At 58.7% G+C, this 22,766-nt stretch carries 20 protein-coding genes; 6 read left to right on the plus strand and 14 right to left on the minus strand.

Annotation, left to right across the window (positions count from 1 at the left end; genetic code table 11):
* The first annotated feature begins 47 nt into the window (after positions 1-47).
* Together FN828_RS04515 and FN828_RS04520 are read left to right on the plus strand one after the other, a co-directional pair.
* The gene (locus FN828_RS04515) at positions 48-1,262 is read left to right on the plus strand and encodes a DegT/DnrJ/EryC1/StrS family aminotransferase (RefSeq protein WP_142492199.1); all 1,215 of its coding nucleotides are present in this window, start codon (positions 48-50) and stop codon (positions 1,260-1,262) included.
* Positions 1,263-1,332: 70 nt separating this feature from the next.
* Positions 1,333-2,238 carry an aminotransferase class IV gene (locus FN828_RS04520; RefSeq protein WP_142492200.1) on the plus strand — a complete coding sequence of 302 codons (906 nt, stop codon included), beginning with the start codon at positions 1,333-1,335 and terminating at the stop codon, positions 2,236-2,238.
* A gap of 75 nt (positions 2,239-2,313) precedes the next feature.
* Here FN828_RS04520 and FN828_RS04525 read toward each other — a convergent pair whose 3' ends face one another.
* From FN828_RS04525 to FN828_RS04550, 6 genes are all read right to left on the minus strand, one after another.
* Entirely contained in the window at positions 2,314-3,033 is a 720-nt protein-coding gene (locus FN828_RS04525) for an ABC transporter ATP-binding protein (RefSeq protein ID WP_142492201.1), read from the minus strand.
* Positions 3,030-3,791 carry an ABC transporter ATP-binding protein gene (locus FN828_RS04530; protein ID WP_142492202.1) on the minus strand — a complete coding sequence of 254 codons (762 nt, stop codon included), beginning with the start codon at positions 3,789-3,791 and terminating at the stop codon, positions 3,030-3,032. The genes FN828_RS04525 and FN828_RS04530 overlap by 4 nt, the downstream gene beginning before the upstream one ends.
* Complete coding sequence (locus FN828_RS04535; RefSeq protein ID WP_142492203.1) at positions 3,778-4,830, minus strand: branched-chain amino acid ABC transporter permease; 1,053 nt, start codon at positions 4,828-4,830, stop codon at positions 3,778-3,780. Before FN828_RS04535 ends, FN828_RS04530 begins: the two co-directional genes overlap by 14 nt.
* A complete protein-coding gene (locus FN828_RS04540) occupies positions 4,827-5,735 on the minus strand; it encodes a branched-chain amino acid ABC transporter permease (RefSeq protein WP_142492204.1) in 909 nt (302 codons plus the stop codon). Before FN828_RS04540 ends, FN828_RS04535 begins: the two co-directional genes overlap by 4 nt.
* Positions 5,736-5,805: 70 nt before the next feature.
* Positions 5,806-7,065 carry an ABC transporter substrate-binding protein gene (locus FN828_RS04545; protein WP_221930524.1) on the minus strand — a complete coding sequence of 420 codons (1,260 nt, stop codon included), beginning with the start codon at positions 7,063-7,065 and terminating at the stop codon, positions 5,806-5,808.
* An 89-nt stretch (positions 7,066-7,154) separates the two neighbouring features.
* A complete protein-coding gene (locus tag FN828_RS04550) occupies positions 7,155-7,931 on the minus strand; it encodes an SDR family NAD(P)-dependent oxidoreductase (protein WP_142492205.1) in 777 nt (258 codons plus the stop codon).
* 140 nt (positions 7,932-8,071) lie between these two features.
* Between FN828_RS04550 and FN828_RS04555 the strand changes: the two genes are divergently transcribed.
* The gene (locus FN828_RS04555; RefSeq protein ID WP_142492206.1) at positions 8,072-9,427 is read left to right on the plus strand and encodes an MmgE/PrpD family protein; all 1,356 of its coding nucleotides are present in this window, start codon (positions 8,072-8,074) and stop codon (positions 9,425-9,427) included.
* Positions 9,428-9,545: 118 nt separating this feature from the next.
* Here FN828_RS04555 and FN828_RS04560 read toward each other — a convergent pair whose 3' ends face one another.
* From FN828_RS04560 to FN828_RS04590, 7 genes are all read right to left on the minus strand, one after another.
* The gene (locus FN828_RS04560) at positions 9,546-11,039 is read right to left on the minus strand and encodes a sugar ABC transporter ATP-binding protein (protein WP_142492207.1); all 1,494 of its coding nucleotides are present in this window, start codon (positions 11,037-11,039) and stop codon (positions 9,546-9,548) included.
* Entirely contained in the window at positions 11,036-12,145 is a 1,110-nt protein-coding gene (locus tag FN828_RS04565) for an SMP-30/gluconolactonase/LRE family protein (RefSeq protein WP_142492208.1), read from the minus strand. Before FN828_RS04565 ends, FN828_RS04560 begins: the two co-directional genes overlap by 4 nt.
* On the minus strand, positions 12,135-14,246 hold the full coding sequence (locus tag FN828_RS04570; RefSeq protein WP_142492209.1) for an ABC transporter permease: 2,112 nt from the start codon (positions 14,244-14,246) through the stop codon (positions 12,135-12,137). Before FN828_RS04570 ends, FN828_RS04565 begins: the two co-directional genes overlap by 11 nt.
* A gap of 89 nt (positions 14,247-14,335) precedes the next feature.
* On the minus strand, positions 14,336-15,349 hold the full coding sequence (locus tag FN828_RS04575) for a sugar ABC transporter substrate-binding protein (protein ID WP_142492210.1): 1,014 nt from the start codon (positions 15,347-15,349) through the stop codon (positions 14,336-14,338).
* A gap of 51 nt (positions 15,350-15,400) precedes the next feature.
* Positions 15,401-16,384, minus strand: a complete 984-nt coding sequence (locus tag FN828_RS04580) for an ABC transporter permease (RefSeq protein WP_142492211.1) — start codon at positions 16,382-16,384, stop codon at positions 15,401-15,403.
* A 72-nt stretch (positions 16,385-16,456) separates the two neighbouring features.
* Complete coding sequence (locus tag FN828_RS04585) at positions 16,457-17,206, minus strand: glucose 1-dehydrogenase (protein ID WP_142492212.1); 750 nt, start codon at positions 17,204-17,206, stop codon at positions 16,457-16,459.
* Positions 17,207-17,221: 15 nt separating this feature from the next.
* Positions 17,222-18,661 (minus strand): aldehyde dehydrogenase family protein, encoded by a 1,440-nt coding sequence (locus FN828_RS04590; RefSeq protein WP_142492213.1) that lies wholly within the window; start codon positions 18,659-18,661, stop codon positions 17,222-17,224.
* A 164-nt stretch (positions 18,662-18,825) separates the two neighbouring features.
* Between FN828_RS04590 and FN828_RS04595 the strand changes: the two genes are divergently transcribed.
* Positions 18,826-19,767, plus strand: a complete 942-nt coding sequence (locus tag FN828_RS04595; protein WP_142492214.1) for a LysR family transcriptional regulator — start codon at positions 18,826-18,828, stop codon at positions 19,765-19,767.
* 126 nt (positions 19,768-19,893) lie between these two features.
* On the opposite strand, the gene FN828_RS04600 is transcribed toward FN828_RS04595, so the two are convergent.
* Positions 19,894-20,679, minus strand: a complete 786-nt coding sequence (locus tag FN828_RS04600; protein ID WP_142492215.1) for an SDR family NAD(P)-dependent oxidoreductase — start codon at positions 20,677-20,679, stop codon at positions 19,894-19,896.
* A gap of 142 nt (positions 20,680-20,821) precedes the next feature.
* Between FN828_RS04600 and FN828_RS04605 the strand changes: the two genes are divergently transcribed.
* Both FN828_RS04605 and FN828_RS04610 read left to right on the plus strand, forming a co-directional pair.
* Positions 20,822-21,781: a thiamine pyrophosphate-dependent dehydrogenase E1 component subunit alpha gene (locus FN828_RS04605; RefSeq protein ID WP_142492216.1), complete on the plus strand. Its 960-nt coding sequence runs from the start codon at positions 20,822-20,824 to the stop codon at positions 21,779-21,781.
* 3 nt (positions 21,782-21,784) lie between these two features.
* On the plus strand, positions 21,785-22,759 hold the full coding sequence (locus tag FN828_RS04610) for an alpha-ketoacid dehydrogenase subunit beta (RefSeq protein ID WP_142492217.1): 975 nt from the start codon (positions 21,785-21,787) through the stop codon (positions 22,757-22,759).
* Positions 22,760-22,766: the final 7 nt, after the last annotated feature.

Consider the following 22,766-nt stretch of genomic DNA (forward strand, 5'->3'; position numbering starts at 1 on the left):
CAAATTTCCTTTAGAAATCTTGAAAAGATAATTCAGGAAATCCGAAAATGACGCTACCGCCGAATGTTTATGACGCCGAACCGATCCCCGAAACCGCACGGGCCGAGATTGAACGTCTGCTGCAATCCGGCGATCTGTTCCGCTATACCGCGCCGGAAAATGCGCCGGTGACATTGTTGGAACGCGATTTTGCGGCGTTCATGGGCGTGAAATACGCACTGGCGGTATCCAGTTGTTCAGCCGCGCTGTTCCTGTCGCTCAAGGCGCTGGGGTTGCCGCGCGGGGCGCGGGTGCTGATCCCGGCCTTTACCTTTGCGGCGGTGCCGTCATCCATCGTTCATGCCGATTGCGTGCCGGTTCTGGCCGAGGTGAGCGAGAATTATCGCCTGAATATCGACGATTTCGCCGCCAAGCTGGATGACAATATCGACGCGGTGATCATCAGCCATATGCGCGGCCATACCTCGGATATGGATGCGATCATGGCGCTGTGTCAGGCGCGGAATATTCCGGTGATCGAGGACGCGGCCCATTCGCTGGGCACCACATGGCATGGGCAGAAAATCGGCACGATTGGCGATGTGGGCTGTTTTTCGTTCCAAAGCTACAAATTGCTGAACGCGGGCGAAGGCGGGGTTTTGATCACCAATGACCCCGATATTGTGGCCCGTGCCGTGATCATGTCCGGTGCTTATGAGCATAACTGGAAAAAGCACCATGCCCAGACGGGCGAGGACGCCCAAGCCCTGACCGAGGCTTTTGGCCGCTGGCAGAACCAGTTACCGCTGTACAATCTGCGTCTGAACAACCTGTCAGCGGCCATTGTCCGGTCGCAATTGGACGAGGTGGCCCGACGCGTCAGTGACGGGCGGCGCAATCATGATTATGTAGCGGCCCGGCTGAATGAATCACCGTGGATTCAGGTGCCCGAGAAGCTGGACCCCGAAGACCGCGCCCCGGATTCGATCCAGTTCAATCTGGTTGGCATGAACGAGGACGAGGTCCGCGCCTTTGAAGGGGCCGCCGCAAAGCACGGTGTCAAGGTGCAGATATTCGGGCTTAGCACTGATAACGCGCGGGCCTTCTGGAACTGGCAATTCATGGATATGATCCCCGACTTGCCCGAAACCCGCGCCATGCTGATGAAAGCCTGCGATGCCCGGTTGCCTGCGCGGCTGCAACTGCCGGAACTGGACCTGATAGCCGATGCCCTGATCCGTGCAGCACAGGATGTTATGGGCAATCTGCGCGCCTATGGCTAAGGCCTGTCCCGCTTGACCCAGTGGCACGACCCGGCGCAGGGTTGTGCTAGTCACAGGCAGGAGAGCGGGCATGACAGATTACAGCGCAGGCGCGGCATGGATGAACGGGAAAATCATGCCGATCGGTCAGGCATCCATCGGGGTGCTGGACTGGGGGCTGACCCATAGCGATGTGACCTATGACGTGGTGCCAGTCTGGCGCGGCGGCTTCTTTCGGCTGGATGATTATCTGGATCGCTTCATGACCTCGATGGCGGAATTGCGTCTGGAACCGGGGATTGACCGGGCGGGTATACGTGCGGCGCTGGTGCAGATGGTTGCGGCATCCGGCCTGCGCGATGCCTATGTGGCTATGGTCTGTTCGCGCGGCGCCCCCATTGTGCCGGGAACGCGGGACCCACGGTACTGCGCCAATCATTTCTTTGCGTGGTGTGTGCCATATGTGAACATCATCCCCCCTGAACGTGTGGCCGAAGGTGTATCCGTCTATATTCCCGATGATATTCACCGCATCCCCGAAGATTCCGTTAACCCGCGCGCGAAAAATTACCATTGGGGGGATTTCACACAGGGGTTATTCGCCGCCAAGGATCGGGATTTCGATACGGTTTTACTGACCGATCACGCCGGAAACGTGACCGAAGGGCCGGGATTTAACGCCTTTATCATCAAGGGAAACCGGGTTGTGACCTCGGATCATGGGGTTTTGCACGGGCTGACCCGGCGCACGGCGATTGAAATGTGTCAGGTCGAAGGGTTCACCGTGGAAACCCGCCCCCTGCCCTTGACCGAATTTCTGGAAGCGGACGAGGTATTCCTGACCACCTCATCGGGTGGGGTGATGCCTGTCGCACGGGTGAACGATAGGCTGTTCGGGAACGGTGCGCCGGGGCCGCAAGGCATGGCCCTGCGCGACACCTATTTCCGGTGGATGGAGCGCGAAGATTTCCGCGACGACATCCCCTATGACTCCTAAAACGGCCCCTCGCAGGATTGATCGAATAAGCCACCATCAAAGCGATGCGCTGGTATCTGCCCCTGAGGGGGACGATCAGATTGCAAGATAACGGTTGGTGATTTCCTGATTGGCGCGCAATTCCTGAATCGTGCCGACATAAACAATCTGCCCTTTGTCGATCACCACAGCGTCTTCGGACAGGCCCAGACAGAAGTGCATGTTCTGTTCGGCCAGAATGATCGTGACGCCGGTGCTGCGCAAACTGCGGATAAGCCTGCCGATTTCCTGCACGATGATCGGTGCCAGCCCTTCGGAGGGTTCATCCAGCAGGATCAGATCAGGGTTCCCCATCAGGCACCGGGCCATCGACAGCAATTGCTGTTCGCCACCGGACATCATTCCGGCCTTGCGCCCGCGCATCCCCGCAAGGATCGGAAAAGCGTCATAGATGGTGTCTATGGTCCAGTCGGTTTGTCCGTCCGGTCCCGGTTTGGCGGCAATGCGCAGATTGTCATCCACCGTATGTTGCGGGAAAATCTGCCGGTCTTCGGGGACCAGCCCGATACCATGCCGGGCCACGGTATGAGGCTGGCGGCCATTCAGCCGGTCATCGCCATAGTGGATGGACCCGCTGCGCACCGGGGTTACGCCCATGATCGCCTTCATCGTCGTAGTTTTGCCGGCGCCATTGCGCCCCAGTAGCGCCAGCGTCCGGCCCTTGCGCACACCAAAGGACATATCAAACAGGATATGAGAGGCACCGTAGAATACGTTTACCTTATCCAGAACAAGCTGGTTTTGCGTGTCGGTCATACCGCGTCCTTTACCGTATCGGTTTCTGAACCAAGATAGGCTTTGATCACTTCGGGATTGCCGCGGATTTCATGGGCCTTGCCCGAGGCCAGCACGGCCCCGTATCGCAAGACGTGGATGATTTCGGCGGTTTTGAACACCAGATCAATATCGTGTTCGATAAAAATCAGCGTCATGTTCCGGCTTTTCCACAGGTGTTTCACCGTGTCCATCATCTGCCATCGTTCCTCTGGCCCCATGCCTGCGGCGGGTTCGTCCAGCAGCAAAACCTTTGGGTTCAGCGCCAGCGCCAAACCGACATCCAGCAGCTTCTGATCGCCGTGGGAAATTTCCCCCGACAGGCTACGGGCTACGGGTTCCATCCCCAGAAGCGCCAGTAATTCTTCGGTCTGGTGGCGGACATTGAGGGGGGGAAAGGCGCTATGCAGTTGGAACGCAGTGCGATTATGTGCGCTGACGGCGGTAGCCAATGCCTCTTCTACTGTCATGGAGGGGAAGATGCTGGCGACCTGAAAGGCCCGCCCGATCCCCTTGCGGACGATGGCCGCCGGTTTAAGACCTGAAATGTTTTCGCCGTCGAACATGATCCGCCCACTGGTGGGCACCAGATGGCCAGTGATCTGGTTAAACAGCGTGGTTTTGCCCGCGCCATTCGGCCCGATGATCGCACTGAGCGACCCTGCGGGGAAATCAAGCGTGACATCATCGGTGGCGGTCAGCCCGCCGAACTTTTTCACCAGATGATCAAGATGCAGCATCTTTCGTCCCCTTTGCTGTCTTGGTCAGTGCCTGCGATGTGATTTGATCCCCTGAGGTGCCGCGTTTGCGGCGCGTGGCGCGCACGTCCAGAATCCAATCCAGAATGCCCCGCCGCAACACCAGCACCACGAACAGGATGGCAATGCCTTTGGCCAGATCCGTGTGGGTGGTGTAGATCAGCGTGATGTCATTGATGGCCCGCATCACGACGACGCCCAGAAGCGGTCCATAGAAACTGTGCAATCCGCCCAGCATGATCATGAAGATCGCTTCGCCGGATACGGCCCAGCCCGCCCATTCCGGGTAGGCCGCCGAGGTGAAGATCGCCAGAATAACCCCGCCCAGCCCAGCAATCATGCCTGCGATGGTAAAGGCTGCGACTTTGACCCGGTAGGTATTGATCCCCAGGAACGCCGTGCGGGTTTCATTGTCCCGCACCATACGCAGCGTAGCCCCAAAAGAGCTGAGCGTTACCAACCGGATCACCAGCAGCCCGGCCATGAATAAAAAGGCCGAGAAGACATAGCGGTCTTTGACCTCGACCAGATTGAGGCCTAGGAATTCGGGGCGTGGGATACCACCAGTCAGGCCCTGATCGCCGCCAGTATATTGCACCAGCCCCTGAATGGCCGACACTAACAACATCTGAAAGGCCAGCGTCAGGAAGGCAAAGTAGATTTCGGACAGACGGGCGCAGATCAGCCCGACGAAAAGCGCGAACCCCCCGGTGCCCAGCAGGGCGACAAGTGTGGCGATCGGAACCGCCCAGCCACCAAGGGCCGCCACGACGCCATCCGCCTGTAGCAACATCCCGAAGATATACCCGCCCGAGGCAAAATAGGCAGCATGGCCGAAAGACACCAGACCCGTGTAACCCACCAGAAGGTGCAGCGACATAACCAGCAGACCGGATGCGAACAGCCCGGTCATCGTGTCCAGCAACCATGTACCGGGATAGATCACGCCGATCAGGATCAACACCGCCAGACCGATCACGGCCATCAGGCTGGTGCGTGCGAAAATACGCGTGGAATTCATCGACCTGCCCTTTCACCCAAAAGGCCCTGCGGCCGGAAAACCAGAATGACCACCATCATCAGGAACATCGCGCCATCCACGAAAAGCGGGAACCCAAGGCTGCCAAAGGCGCGGGTGAAGCCCAGCAGCAGCGCCGCCAGAAGAGCGCCGGGGATGGACCCCATACCGCCGATCACCGTGACGATGAAACTTTCGATCAGGATGGACAGACCCATGCCGGGGGTCAGCGACCGGACCGGGGCAGCCAACGCGCCTGCCATCCCCGCCAACCCGCACCCCAAACCGAACAGGGTGGCGAAATAGATCGGCACACGGATACCCAGTACCGAAACCATCGTCGGGTTTGCGGCGGCGGCGCGGACGATTTTGCCAAAGCGGCTATAGCGGATCAGGATCAGGCTCAGCACGGCCACCATCAGCGCCGTTCCGGCAAGGAACAGATAAAAGGGCGGAACCACGCCTCCGGCAATGCGCCACGGCCGGACGCGGAATTCATCTGGCACACCCATTGCCAGATATTCCGACCCCCAGATGATTTTCACCGCATCGTCGCAAATCAGTACGAAGGCATAGCAGACCAACAACTGCATCAGCAGGTTTTCCTTGTACACCCGGCTGATGGCTGAGCGTTCGAACAAAACACCCACTATGGCGGCGGCAATGGTGCCGACCAGCACAGCAACATAGTAGTTCCCGGTCACGCCATAGGTGGAATAGGCAACATAGGCACCGATCATGTAAAACGCGCCATGGGCGAAATTCACCACATGCAGCACGCCAAAAATCAGCGTCACCCCCGAGGCGACCAGAAACAGCAACATGCCGATAATCACCCCGGTGGCGGATTGCGTCACCAGACAGGCCGAGTTGCTGAAGCAGTTTGACAACGCACCGAGATCGAGCATTTGCAATCGCTTTCTTAACTGTCAGGAAGATCTAGACGGACGGGATCCCCGCCCGCCTAGGGAACCACGGTCAGAGGAAGCTGTTACGCTTTTTCCAGTCCGTTTCGTAATCCACGATCACGTCCCACGCCGTGGGTTCGAAACCAGTCAGATACGGCGGTTGTGGTACGGTTTGGCCATAACCAATCGCGTAGTCGACCAATGTGTTATCGGCCTCGCGCATTGTGACAGTGCCGTTGACGCCAAAGGGGCTGTCGATGGTACGCCCACGGGTGGCGTCGGCCAGTTTCTGATAATCGGTATCGCCGCCGGTGTCTTTCAGCGCGTTCAGAACGAATTGCGCCCCGGTGTAGGTTTGCCATGCCCAGTTGGTAGGCAACTGGCCGGATTTACGGAATTCGGTATTCCAGTTCTCATTGGCTTCGACATCGGGAATGTCCTTGTGATAGCGATTGCCCGAATGAATGCCGCCCGGCAGGTTCTTGATTGCCTCCAGAACCGGCACGTCGCCCATGTTCACGGCCACTGTCTGGAACTGGTCGAACAGACCATACAGGCTGGCCTGATCGAAGAACGCCACCAGATCGCCGCCCCACAGGCAGGAATACAGCGCATCAGGTGCGACGTTCAAAAGGTTGGTGATGTTTTCCGTGTAATCCGGCTGGAAGATTTTCGGCCATGTTTCCCCGACCAGCTTTACCTCGGGGGCAAAGACGGCCAGGAATTCCATGAATTCGCTGGTCGTGGATCGACCATAGGCATAGTCCGGCGAACAGGTGGCCCAGCGGGTCGCCCCGGCCTTGGCCAGATTCGCCGCGTAAAGCCCCCCGGAAATCGCATCATGAATCCCCTGACGGGCCGACCGGAACACCCAAGGGGCACGGTTGGCCGGGTCTGCCGTCAACGACGAGGTTTCCGAGATCGTGTGCATACAATAGGTTTTGGTATCGCGGACCACTTCATGCACGGCAAAGGTTCCGCCCGAGGCTTCGCCGTTCAGGATGAACGCACAACCATCACTGCTGAGCAGGTCGCGCGTGACCTTCGCAGCCTCGTCCGGTTTACCCTTGCTGTCGCGGATCACCAGTTCCACCATGCGCCCGTCAATACCGCCAGCGGCGTTGAACGCGTCCACGGCCATTTTCGCGCCGACAGATGCCGTTTCGCCCAGGATCGCCACCCGCCCGGACAGGATTGTAGGCATACCGATCTTGATCGGGCTGCCGGCTGCGCGCAGCACCGTGGGGCTGGCCAGCGTTGTCACACCTGCTGCCCCTGCCGCGACCATAAAGTCGCGTCTGGACAGCCCATTTTGCTTCGTCGTTTTCATCTCACTCCTCCCTTGAGACAATGCCAGATCAGGCAAATTCCGAGATGCACCGCGCCCGTGAACAGGGGGCAGTGACGCATATGTTCACATCAGTGGGACCGCACTCCGCCATAAGGCGCCCACGACCCGACATGATAGAAACCGGCATCCACAGCCATCGACACGCCCGTCACCGCCGACGCATCGCGCGACAGCAAAAATGCCGCGACAGTGCCGATTTCGGACGGTTCGACCATGCGGCCAAGCGTGGAGTTTTCATTCATCAGGCTGATGTCGCGGTGGCCCAAATCAATCTGGACCTGAAGCGCAGGTGTGCGGGTATACCCCGGTTCGATCGCATTCACGCGCAGCCCCGCCCTGCCCCATTCCGCCGCCAGACCACCAATCAGATTGGTTACGGCGGCCTTGCCCGGCCCATAGGCGTGTAACGGCGTCGAACGCCGCGCCGTGATCGAACTGAGCGCGACCAAGCTGCCAGCCCGGCGGGGCAGCATGTATTTTGCCATTTCGCGCAGGGACAGGAACGTGCCGCGGAAATTCACCTGATAAATCTGGTCGAACACCTGCATATCCGTTTCCGAAGGCGGTTTGGGCGTCTGGACGATTCCCGCTGACGTAATCCCCCCCACCATCGGCCCCATATCGGTTTCGACCTGTGCGAAAGCGTCAGCGACGCTTTGTTCATCGGCCACATCGACATGGATCGCCGTGCCGCCCAGACGGGTGGCCACCTCCTGCGCCTGTTCTATGTTGCGGTCCAGAATGGCGACCCGCGCCCCTCGTGCGGCCAGAACCTCGGCGCAGGCGGCACCGATACCGCTTGCGCCCCCCGTGATTGCAATCACTGCATCCGCAAATTCCGACATGGCTTCCTCCTCGCCTTGCTGGTGCCAAGATGGCATATATGAATCATGAGTCAATTATGAATTGTGATTCAGTCATCATTTTTATTGACGGTGCCGTTCTGTACCCGCAACCTGACATCAGTCATCAAGGGAGAGAGACAATGACGGTCGCCGAAGAACTTGGGCGTTTCGTGGCCCGGCTGAATCGCGAAACCATCCCCGATCTGGTCTGGCAAAAAGCGCAAACCTGCCTGTTGAATGGCTACGGGATCGCTATGGCGGGCCTTGCCACCCCCTATGAACCAGTGGCGCGGGCTGCCGCCAATGCCATGTATCCGGGGGGCGGCGCGGCCACCTTTCTGGGCAATGGCGAGCGTGGCAATATCACGGGTGCCGTGATGGCCAATGCGGCGCTGTTCCACGGGCGCGGACAGGAAGATACCTGCGGCGCGGCACATCTGGGGGCGGTCATTATCCCGCTGCTGATGGCGCTGATCGAAAGCGGCCACGGCGACATCGACGACCTGATTCCGGCGCTGGTGGCCGGGTACGAAGTGGGCGGCCTGTTCGAGGAAGTGCTGGCTGGCGATACCACGCCCAAGGGGCTGCGGGCGACCACGCTGTATGGTGCCGGGGCGGCGGCCGCGGCCACCGCACGGCTGTTCCATATGGATGCGGAACGGATATGTGCAGCGCTTGGCAATGCTGTGTCCTTTTCCGGCGGTTTGCTGCAAACCTTTGCCGAAGGGACCGACGAATGGCGGTATCAGGTGGGGGTCACGGCGCAGGCGGGCTGGGCGGCGACCGAACTGGCCCGTGCCGGTTCCGTCAGCATCACGCAGGCTTATGAAGGAGCCAAAGGGTTGGCGCAGGCCTTTGCCGGGCGGGCGCTGGATGCGGATATGGTGATTGGCAAGATCGGGCAAGACTGGCAAACGCTGCGTGTGGCGTTCAAACCCTTCCCTGTTTGCGCGTTCAACCAAACCCCGGTGACGGCAGCACTGGATTTGCGCGACCGGATTGCCGGACGCCGCATTGACCGCGCAACGGTCTGGATGAATCCCTATGAATGTGGCTATGCCGGGATGGACAGCAAAGGCCCGTTTTCGACGATTGGCGGTACGCTGATGAGCATTCCGTTCTGTATTACCCAAACCCTGCTGCGCGGTGCGCCGTCGATGGCCATGATGACCGAATATGACGACGCCGAAATCAACGCGCTTGTGGCCCGGATTGATCTGGATGCCGATGCGGCAGTCCCAACGCTGTGCTGCCGGATCCTGGTCCATCTGGACGATGGCGAAGTGATTGATGAAATCTGCAACATGTCCGCTGCGGATTACGCCTATCGGTTCGAGGAAATGCGGGATCGGCTGATCCGTACCAATGCGCAGGAGAATGTATCTGCTGGCTGTGTGGATGCACTGGCCCGTTTCGCAGCAGACCCGACCAAAGCCGGGCTTGGGCCATTGTACGATGCCTTTGCCACGGCACGGGGCGAAATTCGGCGGCAATAGCGCACGGGGACCGGCCCGTCGTCCAATCAGGGGACGGGCCGATCTGATGCAAGATACGGGTGGTCGCTCGCTTGTGTCTGTCTGAAACAACATGTGCGGCGCGACCCGTTCCATGAGCCTAATGCACCGCAGCGTACATCAGTTTTTCTTCGGTCGCGTCCAAAGGCGAAAATTCTTCGACGATCTTGCCCTGCCGCGCCACAAGCAAACGATCTGATAGCTGCATCACCTCGGGCAGGTAAGAGGAGATGACAACCACCGCCCGCCCTTCGTCTGCCAGTTGGTTGATGATGTTGTGAATTTCGGCAATCGCCCCCACATCGACGCCACGGGTGGGTTCATCAAAGATAATCAGTTCGGGTTCCTGCACCAGCGATTTAGCGATCACCGCCTTTTGCTGGTTGCCACCGGACAGTTCGATGACATTGGCATTTTGCGTTACAGATTTGACCTGAAGCGCCTTCACCCATTTTTCTCCCAGCTCGTCCATCTTGGATTTTCGCAACCAAAACCGCGCCAGTTGAGCTTTGCCCATCAGGCCCGCGAACACGTTCTGCTTGATCGACATGGTTTCAAAGAACCCTTCGATTTTCCGGTCTTCGGTGACATAGGCAATGCCATCCCGAACCCCCTGCGCGGGAACCAGATAGCGCACGGGTTTCCCCTTCAGGATCACCTCTCCGCCGTTGCGGTAGTTGCGCTTGATCACACCGGACACCACCTTGAAGGTTTCGGTGCGGCCCGATCCGACCAATCCGAATATCCCCGTCACCTGCCCCTTGAAAACGGAAAGAGAGTTGTTTTTGACCACGCCGCCAACGCGCAGATTTTCAATGCTCAGGATGCGTTCCCCGGCAGGTCTGATTTTGGTTTTCCGGTTTTCATAAAGTTCCTGCGTCAGTTCCCGCCCAACCATCGACTGCACGATCCGGTCACGGTTGAAACTGCTGGTCTTGTCCGTCACCACATGCCTGCCGTCCCGCAGAATGGTGATCCGGTCAGAGATTTCCAGCGCCTCTTCTAAAGCGTGGGAAATGAAGATCACGGCCACGCTGTGACTTTTGAGGGTTTCGACCAGATTGAAGAAATGGCGCTTTTCTTCGGGGGTCAGGGTGGCTGTGGGTTCGTCGAACACGATTACCCGCGCCTCCAGAAGCATCGCGCGGGCGATTTCGACCATCTGTTTTTGGGCCGCGCCAAGCGAAGCGACAATCTGGGTGGGGTCCACATCGAAGCTGAGCGACTGCATAAACTGCTGCGCGGTGATGTTGGTGCCACGGATGCGGTTGAAGAATTTTTCATTCCCAAGAAACAGGTTCTGCGCGACCGTCATGGACGGCACCAGACTGGTTTCCTGAAACACCATGGCGATGCCCAGCTCTACCGCTTCGGCCGGGGTTCGGATGTTGATTTCATCCCCGTTCAGCAAAATCTGACCCGAAGTAGGATGCACCACCCCAGCCATCATTTTTGTCAGGGTCGATTTCCCGGCGCCGTTTTCCCCCAGAATGGCGTGAACCTCGCCGGGGTGAAGATCGAAATCCACCTCGGAAACGGCGGCGGCCTTCCCGTAAAGTTTGGTGATTTTTCGCATTTCCAGAACGGGTTTCATTGTGCCGCACCTCCCAGCAGGGTCGTTTCAACGGTGTGAACGGACAGTTTCAGGATGCGACCGCTGCCTTTGGACAGGGCGTAAAGCGTATCACCATCCTGTACCGTAGCGCAGATGCCGTGATTTCGGCCGCCTACCCGGCTGTGCATCGAATAAAGCGGCACCAGATTGGCATCGAACCGGACCACAAGCCCATAGGACCGGGGCGGAGCCCAGGGTTTCAGAACCCCCATCTGTTTCACCCCACCGCCTTGTAACGGTTCCAGAAAGTCCTGCCCGGACCCGAAACTGGGCGAAATCCAGTAGGCGGGTTCGATGGTGGCCATCATTTCTTGCCGGAAATCATGTTCTTTCAGGACGAATTCAACAAGCTGGGTGCGACTGCAAAACAGGCTGAGCCAGAATCCACCCCCCTGTGCCAGTGACATACGACTGGGATACCCAGCCAGACGATCCACCGCAGGTTTCTTCTTGCCCGTCACAGATGTCAGGCAGTGTTTCCAGCTTTCCGATACAAGAATGCCGGTTTCCGTGCTGTCATAGGCTCCGAATGCATAGGCCATGCCAGAGGCCAGCACCGTGGCATCACCGCTGGCCGGATCAATCCGGATCAGGCGCGCACCGCTGTTTTTGCCCATCAGATCCCACGCCCAGTCATCCACCCCGTGCCGGTCCGAACCATCGCATACCAGCAGCCCGCCATCGGGCTGGCGGTAGATCGCAGTCACCGCGACCAATTTCCGGCCCTTTACCGTGTCGACCACCCGTTCATCGGCGCTGCCGGGCGCCAGCACGATCCGGTCCCCCAGACCGACCACCGGGCGACCGTCTGCCATAAAGGCCAAGGCGGAAATCACACGGTCAAACGTCATGGTTTCCGTCAAAGCCCCGTCTTTCGACAGTGCGTACAATGTGTTGGCAGAGGCGGTGAAAATCTGGCCGTCGTCGCGGCGGGCCAAATCGTTCAGCCCCGGCTGTTCGACCAGAATTTCCGCCTCTTCCAGCAGGTTGTTCGGTTTCAATGCGCCGTCAAAGACCGGCACGGACAGGCTTTTGCTGCGGGTGTTTCCGAACGACCCGATCCAGTTCATCAGATTATCCAACATGGTATTTCCCACTCGAAACATAGGTTTCGTCCGCGTCATCAAGCTTGAGCCGCCCAATCCGGTTGTTGGTGATGCCACCGATATACAGATAGCCCTTGTGTTCGCGCATGGAGGTGATCATCGGGTGGTTGATGCCCTGACGATCCCAAAGCACGTCCAGAATTTCCCCGGCTTCGTTGAATTTGACGATGCAGCCAATGTTGATATTCGGGGCCAGCCATTCATCGCCGGGCAGTTGTTTGGACATCCTGCGGCGGAAACCGGGTTTGCGCATGGACAGGTCGAACACCTGACTGCGCATCCCCATGATGGCCAACCAGTAATTCCCGTCCGACGCGCGGTTGATATTGTCGGGGTAGCCGGGCAGGTTCGGGATCACCATTTCGACCTTGCCCTTCTTCGGACCTTCGAACCAATAGCGTTTGATGGTGCAATTCCAGCTTTCGGCAAACAGGATGGATTGCTTATCCGAGGCGACAACGATCCCGTTGGGGAAGATCAGGTTACGCAGAACGGTCGTGGTTTTGTTCTGCTTGGGATCATACATGATGATCCGACCGTTCCCCCGGCCTTCCAGCGCGTCGGTTGGCCATTCGTGCATTTCATAGCGTACCGTCGCTTCGGAAAACAGGATGCGGCCATCCGGCAGAATATCCAGATCGTCGGCCAGACGCAGGCGGCTGTCATCAATAATGGACAAGAAGTGCCGGTTGGTTTCGTCCGTGACAAGTTCAACTTTGCGATCGCGTGTGACGCGGTACAGGCCCATGCCACCAACACAGACATACAGGTTATACTCCGCGTCAAATGTCATCCCCAGCGGTTGCCCGCCAATTCGGGCGTAGACCTCGTGTCGTTTGTAATCGGGTGCGAAAAAGCGGATGATGTCGCCGTGGCGGCTGCCGCAATACAGGTTGTCGTCTTCGTCCAGAACGACATCTTCGGGGGCTTCGACCTGCCCCAGCCCGATGATTTCCACATCATGCAGTCTTTCGTTCGGGGCGTAATCCGAATCCGGGCTGGTGGCGTCTTTGGACAGTCCGGGCAGTTCCAGCAAGGCAGGGCTAACATAGAGTTCCTGTACAGCCTTATGGCGGTTCTTGAACCAGCGGATGTCCAGCGTGGCGGCCAGAAGCAGAATGGTGGCCAGAATGATCCGGGACGTACCTGCGGGCGTCGCCATGCGCAACAGACCATTGGTAATCAGCAGGATGATCAGCGTGCCAAGGATCGCTTTCATGACCGATCCCTTGCCGCCGCCAAGCCGGATACCCCCCAGAATGGCCGCTGTCAGAACGGTGATTTCCAGCCCCTTGCCGGTATCGGCGCCGGGGCTGGCCAACCGCGCGGCATAAAAGATTGCCGAGGCCGCAGTCAGCACCCCCGAAGCGACATAGGACAGGGCGACGATCCGGTTCACCGGCAACCCGGTGTTATAGGCCGAACGGCGATTGCCCCCTACGGCCAGCAACCACCAGCCATAGCGCAGACGGGTCAGGAAAATATGCGTGAAAATGGCAAGAATACCAAATGCCCAGACCACTGTCGGGATCGACAGGATGGCCCCGTATCCCATCCGGTCCCAGGCCGGTGAGTCGGGAAAATTCGATGAAATGGCCACCGCGACCTTTACGTTCAGCAGATCATGGATGGCTTTGAACACGATCAACGTGACCATCGTGGTCAAAAAGGCCCGCATTCGGAAATATCCAATCAGGATACCGTTGATCGCCCCAAGCGCCGCCCCCAGAAGCAAGGTCACGGACACAGCCCCGATCAGCGGCATTTGCCAGACATGCATACAATACAGCACCAGCAAATTGCACAGCGCAAAAATCGAAGCGACACTAAGGTCAATGCCGCCCACAATCAGCACCAGCGAAATCCCCAGCACGACAAAGCCCAGTTCCGCAGCCTGCCGGAAGTTATCAGACAGGTTGTTGGCGGAAATGAAGTTGTCGATCTGGGCGCTGAAGAAAACAATGGTGAAAATCAGCACGATCAATGGAACTGCCGTTTCCATCCACGGCTTTTGCAGGATCTCTCCGAAGATGTGATCCGGCCAGTACTTATAGCGTAATTTCTTCAAGGTCTGTGACATCGTCGGGTCCGTCAAACTGGGGCCGCTGGGATCAGGCCGCGTGATCCGGCACCGTATTCCACGGTGCCAGACACAATCCTGAGGGCATTTTACTTGATGCTTTCGAGCGTCCAGCAGGATTGCTGGTCCACGTTATCGGCGGTGAATTCGATCAGTGGCGTGTACAGGATCGTCTTGGTCGAACCGACCTCGTTCTTGTCCTGCAATGCTGCAAGGATCAGATCGTTCAGGTCGCGCGCCTGTCCCGGAACATCGTAGCTGACATAGTGCTGCCACAGGTTTTCACGGATACCCTTGCACGACAATTCGCCGCCACCGCCCGAGGTCGAAACAAACACATCGTTGGTTTTACCCGCTTCGGCCAGTGCCGCCGCTGTTCCAATGTCCGTGTTGTCCCAGACCCCCAGAATTCCGCAAAGATCCGGATGCTGTTGCAGAACCACTTGCGTGATCGACTTTGCCTTGGCGGATTCATAAGCGCCGGTCGACTGAACGCTGACCACCTGAATCTTATCATTTCCATTCAGGACATTTTCATAGCCATGCAGCATGTAGGCGGAAAACGGGCTGGTCGGCGGACCGGCCAGGATCAGAACCTTACCGGATTTACCTTCACCAGTGCAGTGGTTCACGACCGCATTGGCCTGAGTTTCACCGATTTCAACCACATCCGCCCCAACAAAGCCGGTGGTCAGGATGTTGGTTTTCATGTTGAGCTGAAGTACGTGAATCCCGGCATCTTCGGCTCGTTTCAGAAGTCGGGCATAGGATTGCACATCAGGGTTCTGCACCACCAGCACATCGGGCTTTTCCGAAATCAGCGATGTGATGGTTTGGGCACCGGCGGCAGTGTTGAAGTTCGAATTGCGAACCTCGTATTTATACCCCAGCTTTTCGGCCTGCCGGGCCATCATTTTCGACCAGCCCTCGGTCAGATCAAGCCCCATGAAAACCGGCACGAAAACGACGCTGCGGTCTTTCAGACTGGCATATAGCGCATCGCGGGCCGGGTCGTTGATGCTTTGCTGTGCCACGGCGGAACCGCCGATTGCGAATGACAGCAGAGTCACGGCCGTCATCGCGGCTTTGGTAAATAGTTTCATGTTTTCCTCCCATTTGTTTTCGGAACGTTTTGTTCCGGGCCGTAAGTCAGTTCAGATATCCCCTTGCTTCGCGGTCTCCTCGTTGCGGGGGTTCAGGATGCTGTCGGTCATCAGCGCGGCCAGCAACACCATCCCCCGGACCAGATTCTGCCCTTCAAAGGAAACGTTCATGATCGTCATGCCATTGATGATCGTGCCGATCAGCAAAGTGCCGATAATCACGTTCCAGACCCCGCCGCGCCCGCCGGACAGGCCAATACCGCCCAGCACGACGACTAGGATCACGTCGTAAATCCATGTCAGGTTGAAAATCCGCGTATCCATGTTTGCCGAGGACGCGGCCAGAACCAGCCCGGCGAACAGGGCAATTACCGAGGCCATCACATATTGCAGAATAATGATCGGGCGCACCCGCACCCCAGTGATCCGTGCCGCCAGCAGGTTGTCCCCGAGGGCATAGATGAAGAACCCCATTCGGGTCTTTTTCAGAAAGATATGGACGACAAGCGCCGCCGCCAGAAAGGCAAGGATCGAATAGGGAATGCCCAGAATGACCCCGCGTCCGATCCATGAAATCGAATCCAATGCGGGGGGCCATGCCACGATGTCATATTCGAACAGCCCGCTTTGGCCGATCCCAGCGATCCCGATGCCCACTGCCAGCGTGGCGAACAAAGCGGGGATTTCCGCATAGGCCACCAGAACGCCATTCAGCACGCCGGTCGCGATTGCAAAGGCCAGCCCGGCCAGTATTGCCAGAACCGGCGGATATCCGGCCCCCGCAAGGGTCATCACCCAAGCCGCGGGAACCGCCAGCGTTGCGATCATCGACAGGTCGATCCCGCGCCCGATCACGACGATGGCCATGCCCAATCCCAGAATGCCCAGAACGGAAACCGATCTGACCAGCGTGAGGATATTCCCCGCCGATATAAACCCCGGCAGAAATACCGCGAATGACAGGAAAATCAGAATAAACAGTATCAGGACAATGATCTGCTGATCCAGTTTTCGGCCACGTAAGAGGTTGAGCATGGTTCGATCCTGTTTCTGGGGCTGGACGGGCTGATGTCTGTCAGCCCGCGGTCACTGTTGGAGCGGACGGGGTCAGACCCCGCGCCCGCCGTCCACTTCAAGGGCAACACCCGTGATGAATTCGGCGTCATCCGAACTCAGGTACAGCGCGGCCCCGGCCACATCAGACGGCCGGGCCATGCGGCCCAGTGGGATTGTCGCCAGGAACGCCGTGCGATTTTCGGGGGTATTGGCCATCCCCATGAAATCTTCGGTCAGGCCGGTATCCCCCAGCACCGGGCAAATCGCGTTTACCCGGATCTTATCGGGGGCCAGTTCGACCGCGATGCCCTTGGACAGGTTGGTCGCCGCCGCCTTGGAACCGTTATACCAGACCAGTCCGGGGCGCGGACGCAGCGCCCCAATCGAGGCCACGTTCAGAATGACCCCACCGCCCTGCCTGCGCATCACGGGCACTACGGCCTTGGTGGCCAGATAAATCGCCTTAACGTTGACATCGTAAATACGGTCAAAGGTTTTTTCGTCGACTTCCAGCATCGAACCGTTGCGGCTGGTGTAGCCTGCGTTGTTGATCAGGATGTCCAGACGGCCAAATTTGGTTTCGGCTAGGTCAATCATTGCCTGAACATCGGCCTGCACGGTCACATCTGTCTGGATGGCAACGGCGGCATCGCCGATTTCGTCCGCGACACGTTTGGCCCCTGCGCCATTGATGTCAGCGACCACGACCTTTGCGCCCTCCTGCGCAAATCGTTTGGCGATCCCTTCACCGAAGCCGGACCCTGCACCCGTAATCACTGCAACTTTCCCCGGAATACGCATTCCCGCTCCCTTTCATTAGTCGTGTTTGAGGACAATCGTTTTGGTCACAGTGAATTCGTGCATGGCCTGAAAGCCCTTTTCACGCCCGTGACCGCTGTGTTTGACACCGCCAAAGGGCAATTCCACCCCGCCGCCAGCGCCGTAATTGTTGATAAAAACCTGACCGCAGCGCAGCTTCTTGGCGACACGCATCTGCCGCGCCCCGCTATTGGTCCAGATCCCGGCAATCAGGCCGAATTCCGTATCGTTAGCGATGCGGATCGCGTCTTCTTCGTCGTCGAAGGGGATCGCAGCCAGAACCGGGCCGAACACTTCTTTACGGGCCAGATCGCTGGTTTCGGGGACCGGGCCGAACAAGGCGGGGGCGACATAATACCCCGTTCCCGGTGCGTCAGCATCCAGCGTGGCCTGCGCCAGACAAGGAACATTGGTTGCCTTGGCTTGGGTCAGGAAATGTTTCACGCGATCCTGCTGTTTGGCGCTGATCAGCGGGCCACAATGCAAGTCTTTTTCATGCGATCCGGCACGCAATCCGTTGATCCGTTCGGCCAGCGCCGCTGTCACCGTCTCGAAAATGTTGCGCTGGATCAGAACCCGGCTGCCTGCCGAACAGGTTTGTCCGCCGTTTTGAATGATAGCCGCAACGACCACCGGCAGAGCCTCGTCCAGATCGGCGTCATCGAACAGGATTTGCGGGGATTTCCCGCCCAGTTCCAGCACACAGGCCCGATGATGCTGGGCCGAAGCGACCTGCACCAAGGTTCCCACCTCTGGCGAGCCGGTAAAGGAAATGAAATCCACATCGGGATGCGCTGTCAAGGCGGCCCCGGCGGTTTCGCCATATCCCGTGACCAGATTCAATGCACCGGGGGGCAGCCCGGCCTCGTGTGCCAGTTCCGTGAGACGGACGCAGCTTAAGCAAGCTTCTTCGGCGGGTTTCAGAACTGCCGCGTTTCCAGTAGCCAATGCAGGCCCCAAGGTGCGCCCGAACATCTGAGCCGGATAATTCCACGGAATGATATGACCAGTCACACCACGGGGTTCGCGAATAACCGAAACGAAATATTCGTTCAGATAGGGGATCGTTTCCCCATGCAGCTTATCTGCCGCGCCGCCGTAGAATTCAAAATACCGGGCGCAGGCGGCAATATCGGCCCGCGCCTGTGACATCGGCTTGCCGGTATCGCGTGCTTCGATCTGGGTCAGCTCGTCCGCGTGTTTCAGGATCAACGCGCTGAGCCGGGACAGAACCCTGCCGCGCTCGGACGGGATAGTTGCCCCCCAAGCTCCCGCCAGACTGGCTCGTGCAGCCCGGACCGCCAGATCAATATCGGCGGCTTGTCCATCCGCAATACAGGAAAACACCTGACCGTCGCTGGGCGCGACCACATCAATGGTTCCACCCTTTTCGGCGGCACGCCAAATGCCGTCGATACATATCTTTCCCGCAGTCATTTCTCCCCCCTGCAGTGCTGACGGCCGGTTATCGACAGCCGTCTGAGGGAAAGGCTATTGACGGTCTCAGTATGCGTCTAATACTCATTTCTTATTCATGTCATGCTTTTTCGGCATGGATGAGTGAAGGCACTGGCCTTCATGAAACGTGAGGAAGATGACGAATGAACCTGAATCTTACCCATTTGATCAACTTTATTCAGGTCGTCGAATGGGGGAACGTTTCGAAGGCCGCGACCTATCTGAATATCGCGCAACCGGCGCTGAGCCGCCAAATTCAGTCGCTTGAAGCGACTCTGAATACCAAGCTGTTACGCCGTCAAAACTGGGGGGTGGAACCGACGGAAGATGGCAGGATTCTTCTGGAACATGCCCGGCGTATCCAGAAGGAATGTCTTTCGGTACATGAAAGCGTGCGATCGAACAGGGACAGCCCGGTCGGGTCGGTTTATCTGGGCGTACCTGCGGCCTATGCAATCACATTGGTGCCGCCGCTGCTGCAAAGAATGCAGGTGCTGTATCCCAACATCAAAATTCACATCGTCGAAGCCTTCAGCGGGACGATCTATGAATGGTTGGTCAGCGGGCGGCTTGATCTGGCGGTTCTGTATCATTCCAAAGAACACACAGTCAAAGAATCGACCCCGTTTTTCGTGGAAGAACTGATCGGGTTGACCGCGCCCGGTATGTTCCCGGACATGACCGAACTGACCCTTGCGGATCTTGCCGATCAAGAGATTATCGCCCCGTGGCGTCCGCACCTATTGCGGTTGGTCCTGGATGAAAAATTCATCGAACTTGGGAAACTTTTCACGCCTAAGATCGAATTGGATTCAATGCCATGTATGATTGAAATGGCGCGGCGGGGTGACGGTATCGTGATCTTACCCCCATCCTGCGTGTTCCGGGAATTGTCCGAAGGGCAGCTCCGGGGCATTCCCCTGATGCCGAATGTCAAATTGTCGACGGCATTGGGAAAAACGCCCGAACGTCAACCTACGCGGGCAATGAATATTCTGACCAATGTGTTACGGGATCTGGTTGTTGAACTGGCCCCGCAAAAGGGGTGGAACGTTGTCGGGTCAGAAGACAACACTCCTACATAGGCATCTAAGTGATCTTCGATCGCATTGGAGTTTTCAAGAATAGTAAGGGGTTCGCCCATACCGTTCTCATGGCCAGTCGTGCGCGTCAGATTAGCCTGACTGGCCAGAAAATGCGCGCCTTGACGCTCAAGGTGTGTCTGTCAATGGCTCACGCAGTCCCCCATAGGCTGCCCAGTCCCCGGCCACCAGATAGCCTGCATCGACCGGAAGCACCGCCCCCGTGATCCCGGAAGCGGCGGGGCTGGCCAGAAAGCCAATGGCGGCGGCGATTTCCTGCGGCGCCACCAGACGACCCAATGCAGCGGCGGCCTCTAGCCGGGAGGCCCGAAGCGCCCCGGCGGACAGGCCACGATCCAGCGCGGGGGTTTCGGTAAAGCCCGGCGCGACGCAATTCACCCGCACCCCGCCCGGCCCCCATTCGGCCGCCAGCCCCTTGGACAGGTGGGCAATCGCGGCCTTGGCGGGGCCGTAGCCATGCAGCGGCCCCGTCCCCAGCCCGGCAACCGAGGCGATGGTGACAATCGCGCCTTGCCGCCGTTTGACCATCCGCCCGCCGAAGCTGCGGCAACAGGCATAGGTGCCGCGCAGATGCACCGCGATCATACGATCCCATTCGCCCCAGCTCAGGACCTCGGGGCGCAGGGTGCGTTGCAGAATGCCCGCGCAGGTCACAAGGATCGTGGGCGGGGTGTGCGCTTCCAGCAATTCGGCCAGCGATTCTATGGCGGTCTCATCGGTCACATCAGCCTTGTGGAAAGCTGCGCCGATGCGGGCGGCGGCCTGATCCGCCCCGTCAGCCAGATCCAGAATCGTGACCTGCGCCCCCTGCCCGCGCAGCAATTGCGCCGTTGCCAAACCGATGCCGCTACCGCCGCCGGTGATCACCGCATGTTGCCCCGTCATATCCGCCATATCCGCCCCCTGTTCTGTGCTGCGGGCAGGATACACCTGCGCCGGGATTTTTCAATATTGAATGAATTATGATTCATTAGTCATTTTTATTGACACCCCCGCCCGCCATTGGCAGGATCGGCGCAATCGAAGGAGACTCGTCATGAAATTGGATGAGCTGGCGGCGCTGTATCGCCAGATGCTGTTGATCCGCCGCGCCGAGGAGCGGCTGCAAAAACTGTTCGCGGACGGGCTGGTGCCCGGTTTCCTACACCTATCCATCGGGCAAGAGGCGGTGCCGGTGGGCGTGTCCCATGCGTTGACGGACCGCGACACCGTATCGTCAAACCACCGGGGACATGGGCATACGCTGGCCAAAGGGGTGGATCTGAACGGGTTCTTCGCGGAAATCCTGGGCAAGGCGACGGGCCTGTGCAAGGGGCGTGGCGGGTCGATGCACGTAGCGGATCTGAGCAAGGGCATGTTGGGCGCCAACGGGATCGTGGGCGCGGGCCTACCGATCACCACAGGCAGCGCACTGGCACATAAAATTCAGGGGCAGGGCCATATTGCCGTGGTCTATTTCGGGGACGGGGCGCTGGCCGAAGGCGTGCTGCACGAATGCCTGAACATGGCCGCGCTGTGGGATTTGCCGATCCTGTTCGTATGTGAAAACAACGGCTGGTCCGAATTCAGCCCGACCGATCGGCAATTGGCAACCAGCTTGGACAAGCTGGCCAAGGCGTTCGGCATCACTTACCGGGCGGTGGATGGCAATGTAGTGGCGGATGTGGTGGCTGAATCCGGGCGGCTGGTGAAAGCCATGCGCAAATCCCCTGCCCCGGCGATTCTGGAATGTCACACAACGCGGGTGCGCGGCCATTTTGAAGGCGACCGGCAGGATTACCGCGACAGCGGGGAAATCGCCGGATTATCAGAACGCGATCCGCTGCGACTGTGTGCCGAGACAATGGCGCGGGCGGGCGGTACGCCTGAATTACTGGCGGAAATCGCCGGTTCTGTCGAAGCCGAGATCAAGGCCGCAACGCAGGCCGCGCTGGAGGCTCCGCTTCCCCGCAGCGAAGATATTCTTGCTGATGTCTATACCCGAGCCGAGGTCTGAGAGATGCCCGAAACACGTTTTATCAAGGCCATCAACCAAGCCCTGAACGATGCGATGGAAGCCGATCCGACGGTTTTCCTGATCGGCGAGGATATTGGCGCGGCGGGCGGCTCGTTCAAGGCCACCCGCGATCTGCTGGACAGGTTCGGCCCCACGCGAGTGTATGATTCCCCGATTTCCGAGGCGGCAATCACCGGCATGGCCGTGGGGGCCGCGCTGACCGGGATGCGGCCCGTGGTGGAAATCATGTTCATGGATTTCACCACCCTGTCGATGGACATGCTGGTCAATCAGGCAGCCAAGGCGCGGTCGATGTTCGGCGGTCAGGGATCGGTTCCGATGGTGCTGCGCACCCCGCATGGTGGCGGGCTGAATGCCGGACCGCAGCATTCTCAATGTCTGGAGGCATGGTTTGCCCATATACCGGGGCTGAAGGTGGTTTGCCCGTCCAACCCGGCGGATGCCTATGGGTTGCTGCGGGCGGCGATTGACGACCCCGACCCGGTAATCGTGGTGGAAAACAAGGCGCTTTATGCGATGAAGGGCGATCTGCCCGACACGCCTGAACAAATCGAAATCGGCAAGGCCAGGATCACCCGCCCCGGACGCGATGCAACGGTCGTTGCCTATGGCGCGGCGGTAGCGATGGCCGAAACTGCCGCCGCCACGCTGGCCCCAGAGGGGATCGAGGTCGAAGTGATCGACCTGCGGTCGCTTCAGCCGTGGGACGAGGCGACAGTGCTGGCCAGCCTGTCGCGAACCCATAACCTTGTGATTGCACATGAGGCTGTCGAAGCCTTTGGCGTTGGCGCGGAAATTGCCGCGCGGATGGCCGATGTCGGCTTTGACGAGCTGGACGGTCCCATTTTGCGGGTTGGCGCACCATTTGCGCCCTCGCCTTTCGGCAAGACGCTGGAAGATGCCTATCGCCCCAATGCTGACCGGATCGTCGCGGCGCTGCGCCGGACGCTGGCCTGATCCCAGA

This window comes from Thalassovita litoralis (assembly GCF_900182725.1).
Classification (GTDB): Bacteria; Pseudomonadota; Alphaproteobacteria; order Rhodobacterales; family Rhodobacteraceae; genus Thalassobius; species Thalassobius litoralis.

What these genes read in the sequence shown, in the direction of transcription:
- FN828_RS04515 (WP_142492199.1), top strand. Translation starts at nt 48, where the DNA reads ATGACGCTACCGCCGAATGTTTATGACGCCGAACCGATCCCCGAAACC.
- FN828_RS04520 (WP_142492200.1), top strand. Translation starts at nt 1,333, where the DNA reads ATGACAGATTACAGCGCAGGCGCGGCATGGATGAACGGGAAAATCATG.
- FN828_RS04525 (WP_142492201.1), bottom strand. Translation starts at nt 3,033, where the DNA reads ATGACCGACACGCAAAACCAGCTTGTTCTGGATAAGGTAAACGTATTC.
- FN828_RS04530 (WP_142492202.1), bottom strand. Translation starts at nt 3,791, where the DNA reads ATGCTGCATCTTGATCATCTGGTGAAAAAGTTCGGCGGGCTGACCGCC.
- FN828_RS04535 (WP_142492203.1), bottom strand. Translation starts at nt 4,830, where the DNA reads ATGAATTCCACGCGTATTTTCGCACGCACCAGCCTGATGGCCGTGATC.
- FN828_RS04540 (WP_142492204.1), bottom strand. Translation starts at nt 5,735, where the DNA reads ATGCTCGATCTCGGTGCGTTGTCAAACTGCTTCAGCAACTCGGCCTGT.
- FN828_RS04545 (WP_221930524.1), bottom strand. Translation starts at nt 7,065, where the DNA reads ATGAAAACGACGAAGCAAAATGGGCTGTCCAGACGCGACTTTATGGTC.
- FN828_RS04550 (WP_142492205.1), bottom strand. Translation starts at nt 7,931, where the DNA reads ATGTCGGAATTTGCGGATGCAGTGATTGCAATCACGGGGGGCGCAAGC.
- FN828_RS04555 (WP_142492206.1), top strand. Translation starts at nt 8,072, where the DNA reads ATGACGGTCGCCGAAGAACTTGGGCGTTTCGTGGCCCGGCTGAATCGC.
- FN828_RS04560 (WP_142492207.1), bottom strand. Translation starts at nt 11,039, where the DNA reads ATGAAACCCGTTCTGGAAATGCGAAAAATCACCAAACTTTACGGGAAG.
- FN828_RS04565 (WP_142492208.1), bottom strand. Translation starts at nt 12,145, where the DNA reads ATGTTGGATAATCTGATGAACTGGATCGGGTCGTTCGGAAACACCCGC.
- FN828_RS04570 (WP_142492209.1), bottom strand. Translation starts at nt 14,246, where the DNA reads ATGTCACAGACCTTGAAGAAATTACGCTATAAGTACTGGCCGGATCAC.
- FN828_RS04575 (WP_142492210.1), bottom strand. Translation starts at nt 15,349, where the DNA reads ATGAAACTATTTACCAAAGCCGCGATGACGGCCGTGACTCTGCTGTCA.
- FN828_RS04580 (WP_142492211.1), bottom strand. Translation starts at nt 16,384, where the DNA reads ATGCTCAACCTCTTACGTGGCCGAAAACTGGATCAGCAGATCATTGTC.
- FN828_RS04585 (WP_142492212.1), bottom strand. Translation starts at nt 17,206, where the DNA reads ATGCGTATTCCGGGGAAAGTTGCAGTGATTACGGGTGCAGGGTCCGGC.
- FN828_RS04590 (WP_142492213.1), bottom strand. Translation starts at nt 18,661, where the DNA reads ATGACTGCGGGAAAGATATGTATCGACGGCATTTGGCGTGCCGCCGAA.
- FN828_RS04595 (WP_142492214.1), top strand. Translation starts at nt 18,826, where the DNA reads ATGAACCTGAATCTTACCCATTTGATCAACTTTATTCAGGTCGTCGAA.
- FN828_RS04600 (WP_142492215.1), bottom strand. Translation starts at nt 20,679, where the DNA reads ATGGCGGATATGACGGGGCAACATGCGGTGATCACCGGCGGCGGTAGC.
- FN828_RS04605 (WP_142492216.1), top strand. Translation starts at nt 20,822, where the DNA reads ATGAAATTGGATGAGCTGGCGGCGCTGTATCGCCAGATGCTGTTGATC.
- FN828_RS04610 (WP_142492217.1), top strand. Translation starts at nt 21,785, where the DNA reads ATGCCCGAAACACGTTTTATCAAGGCCATCAACCAAGCCCTGAACGAT.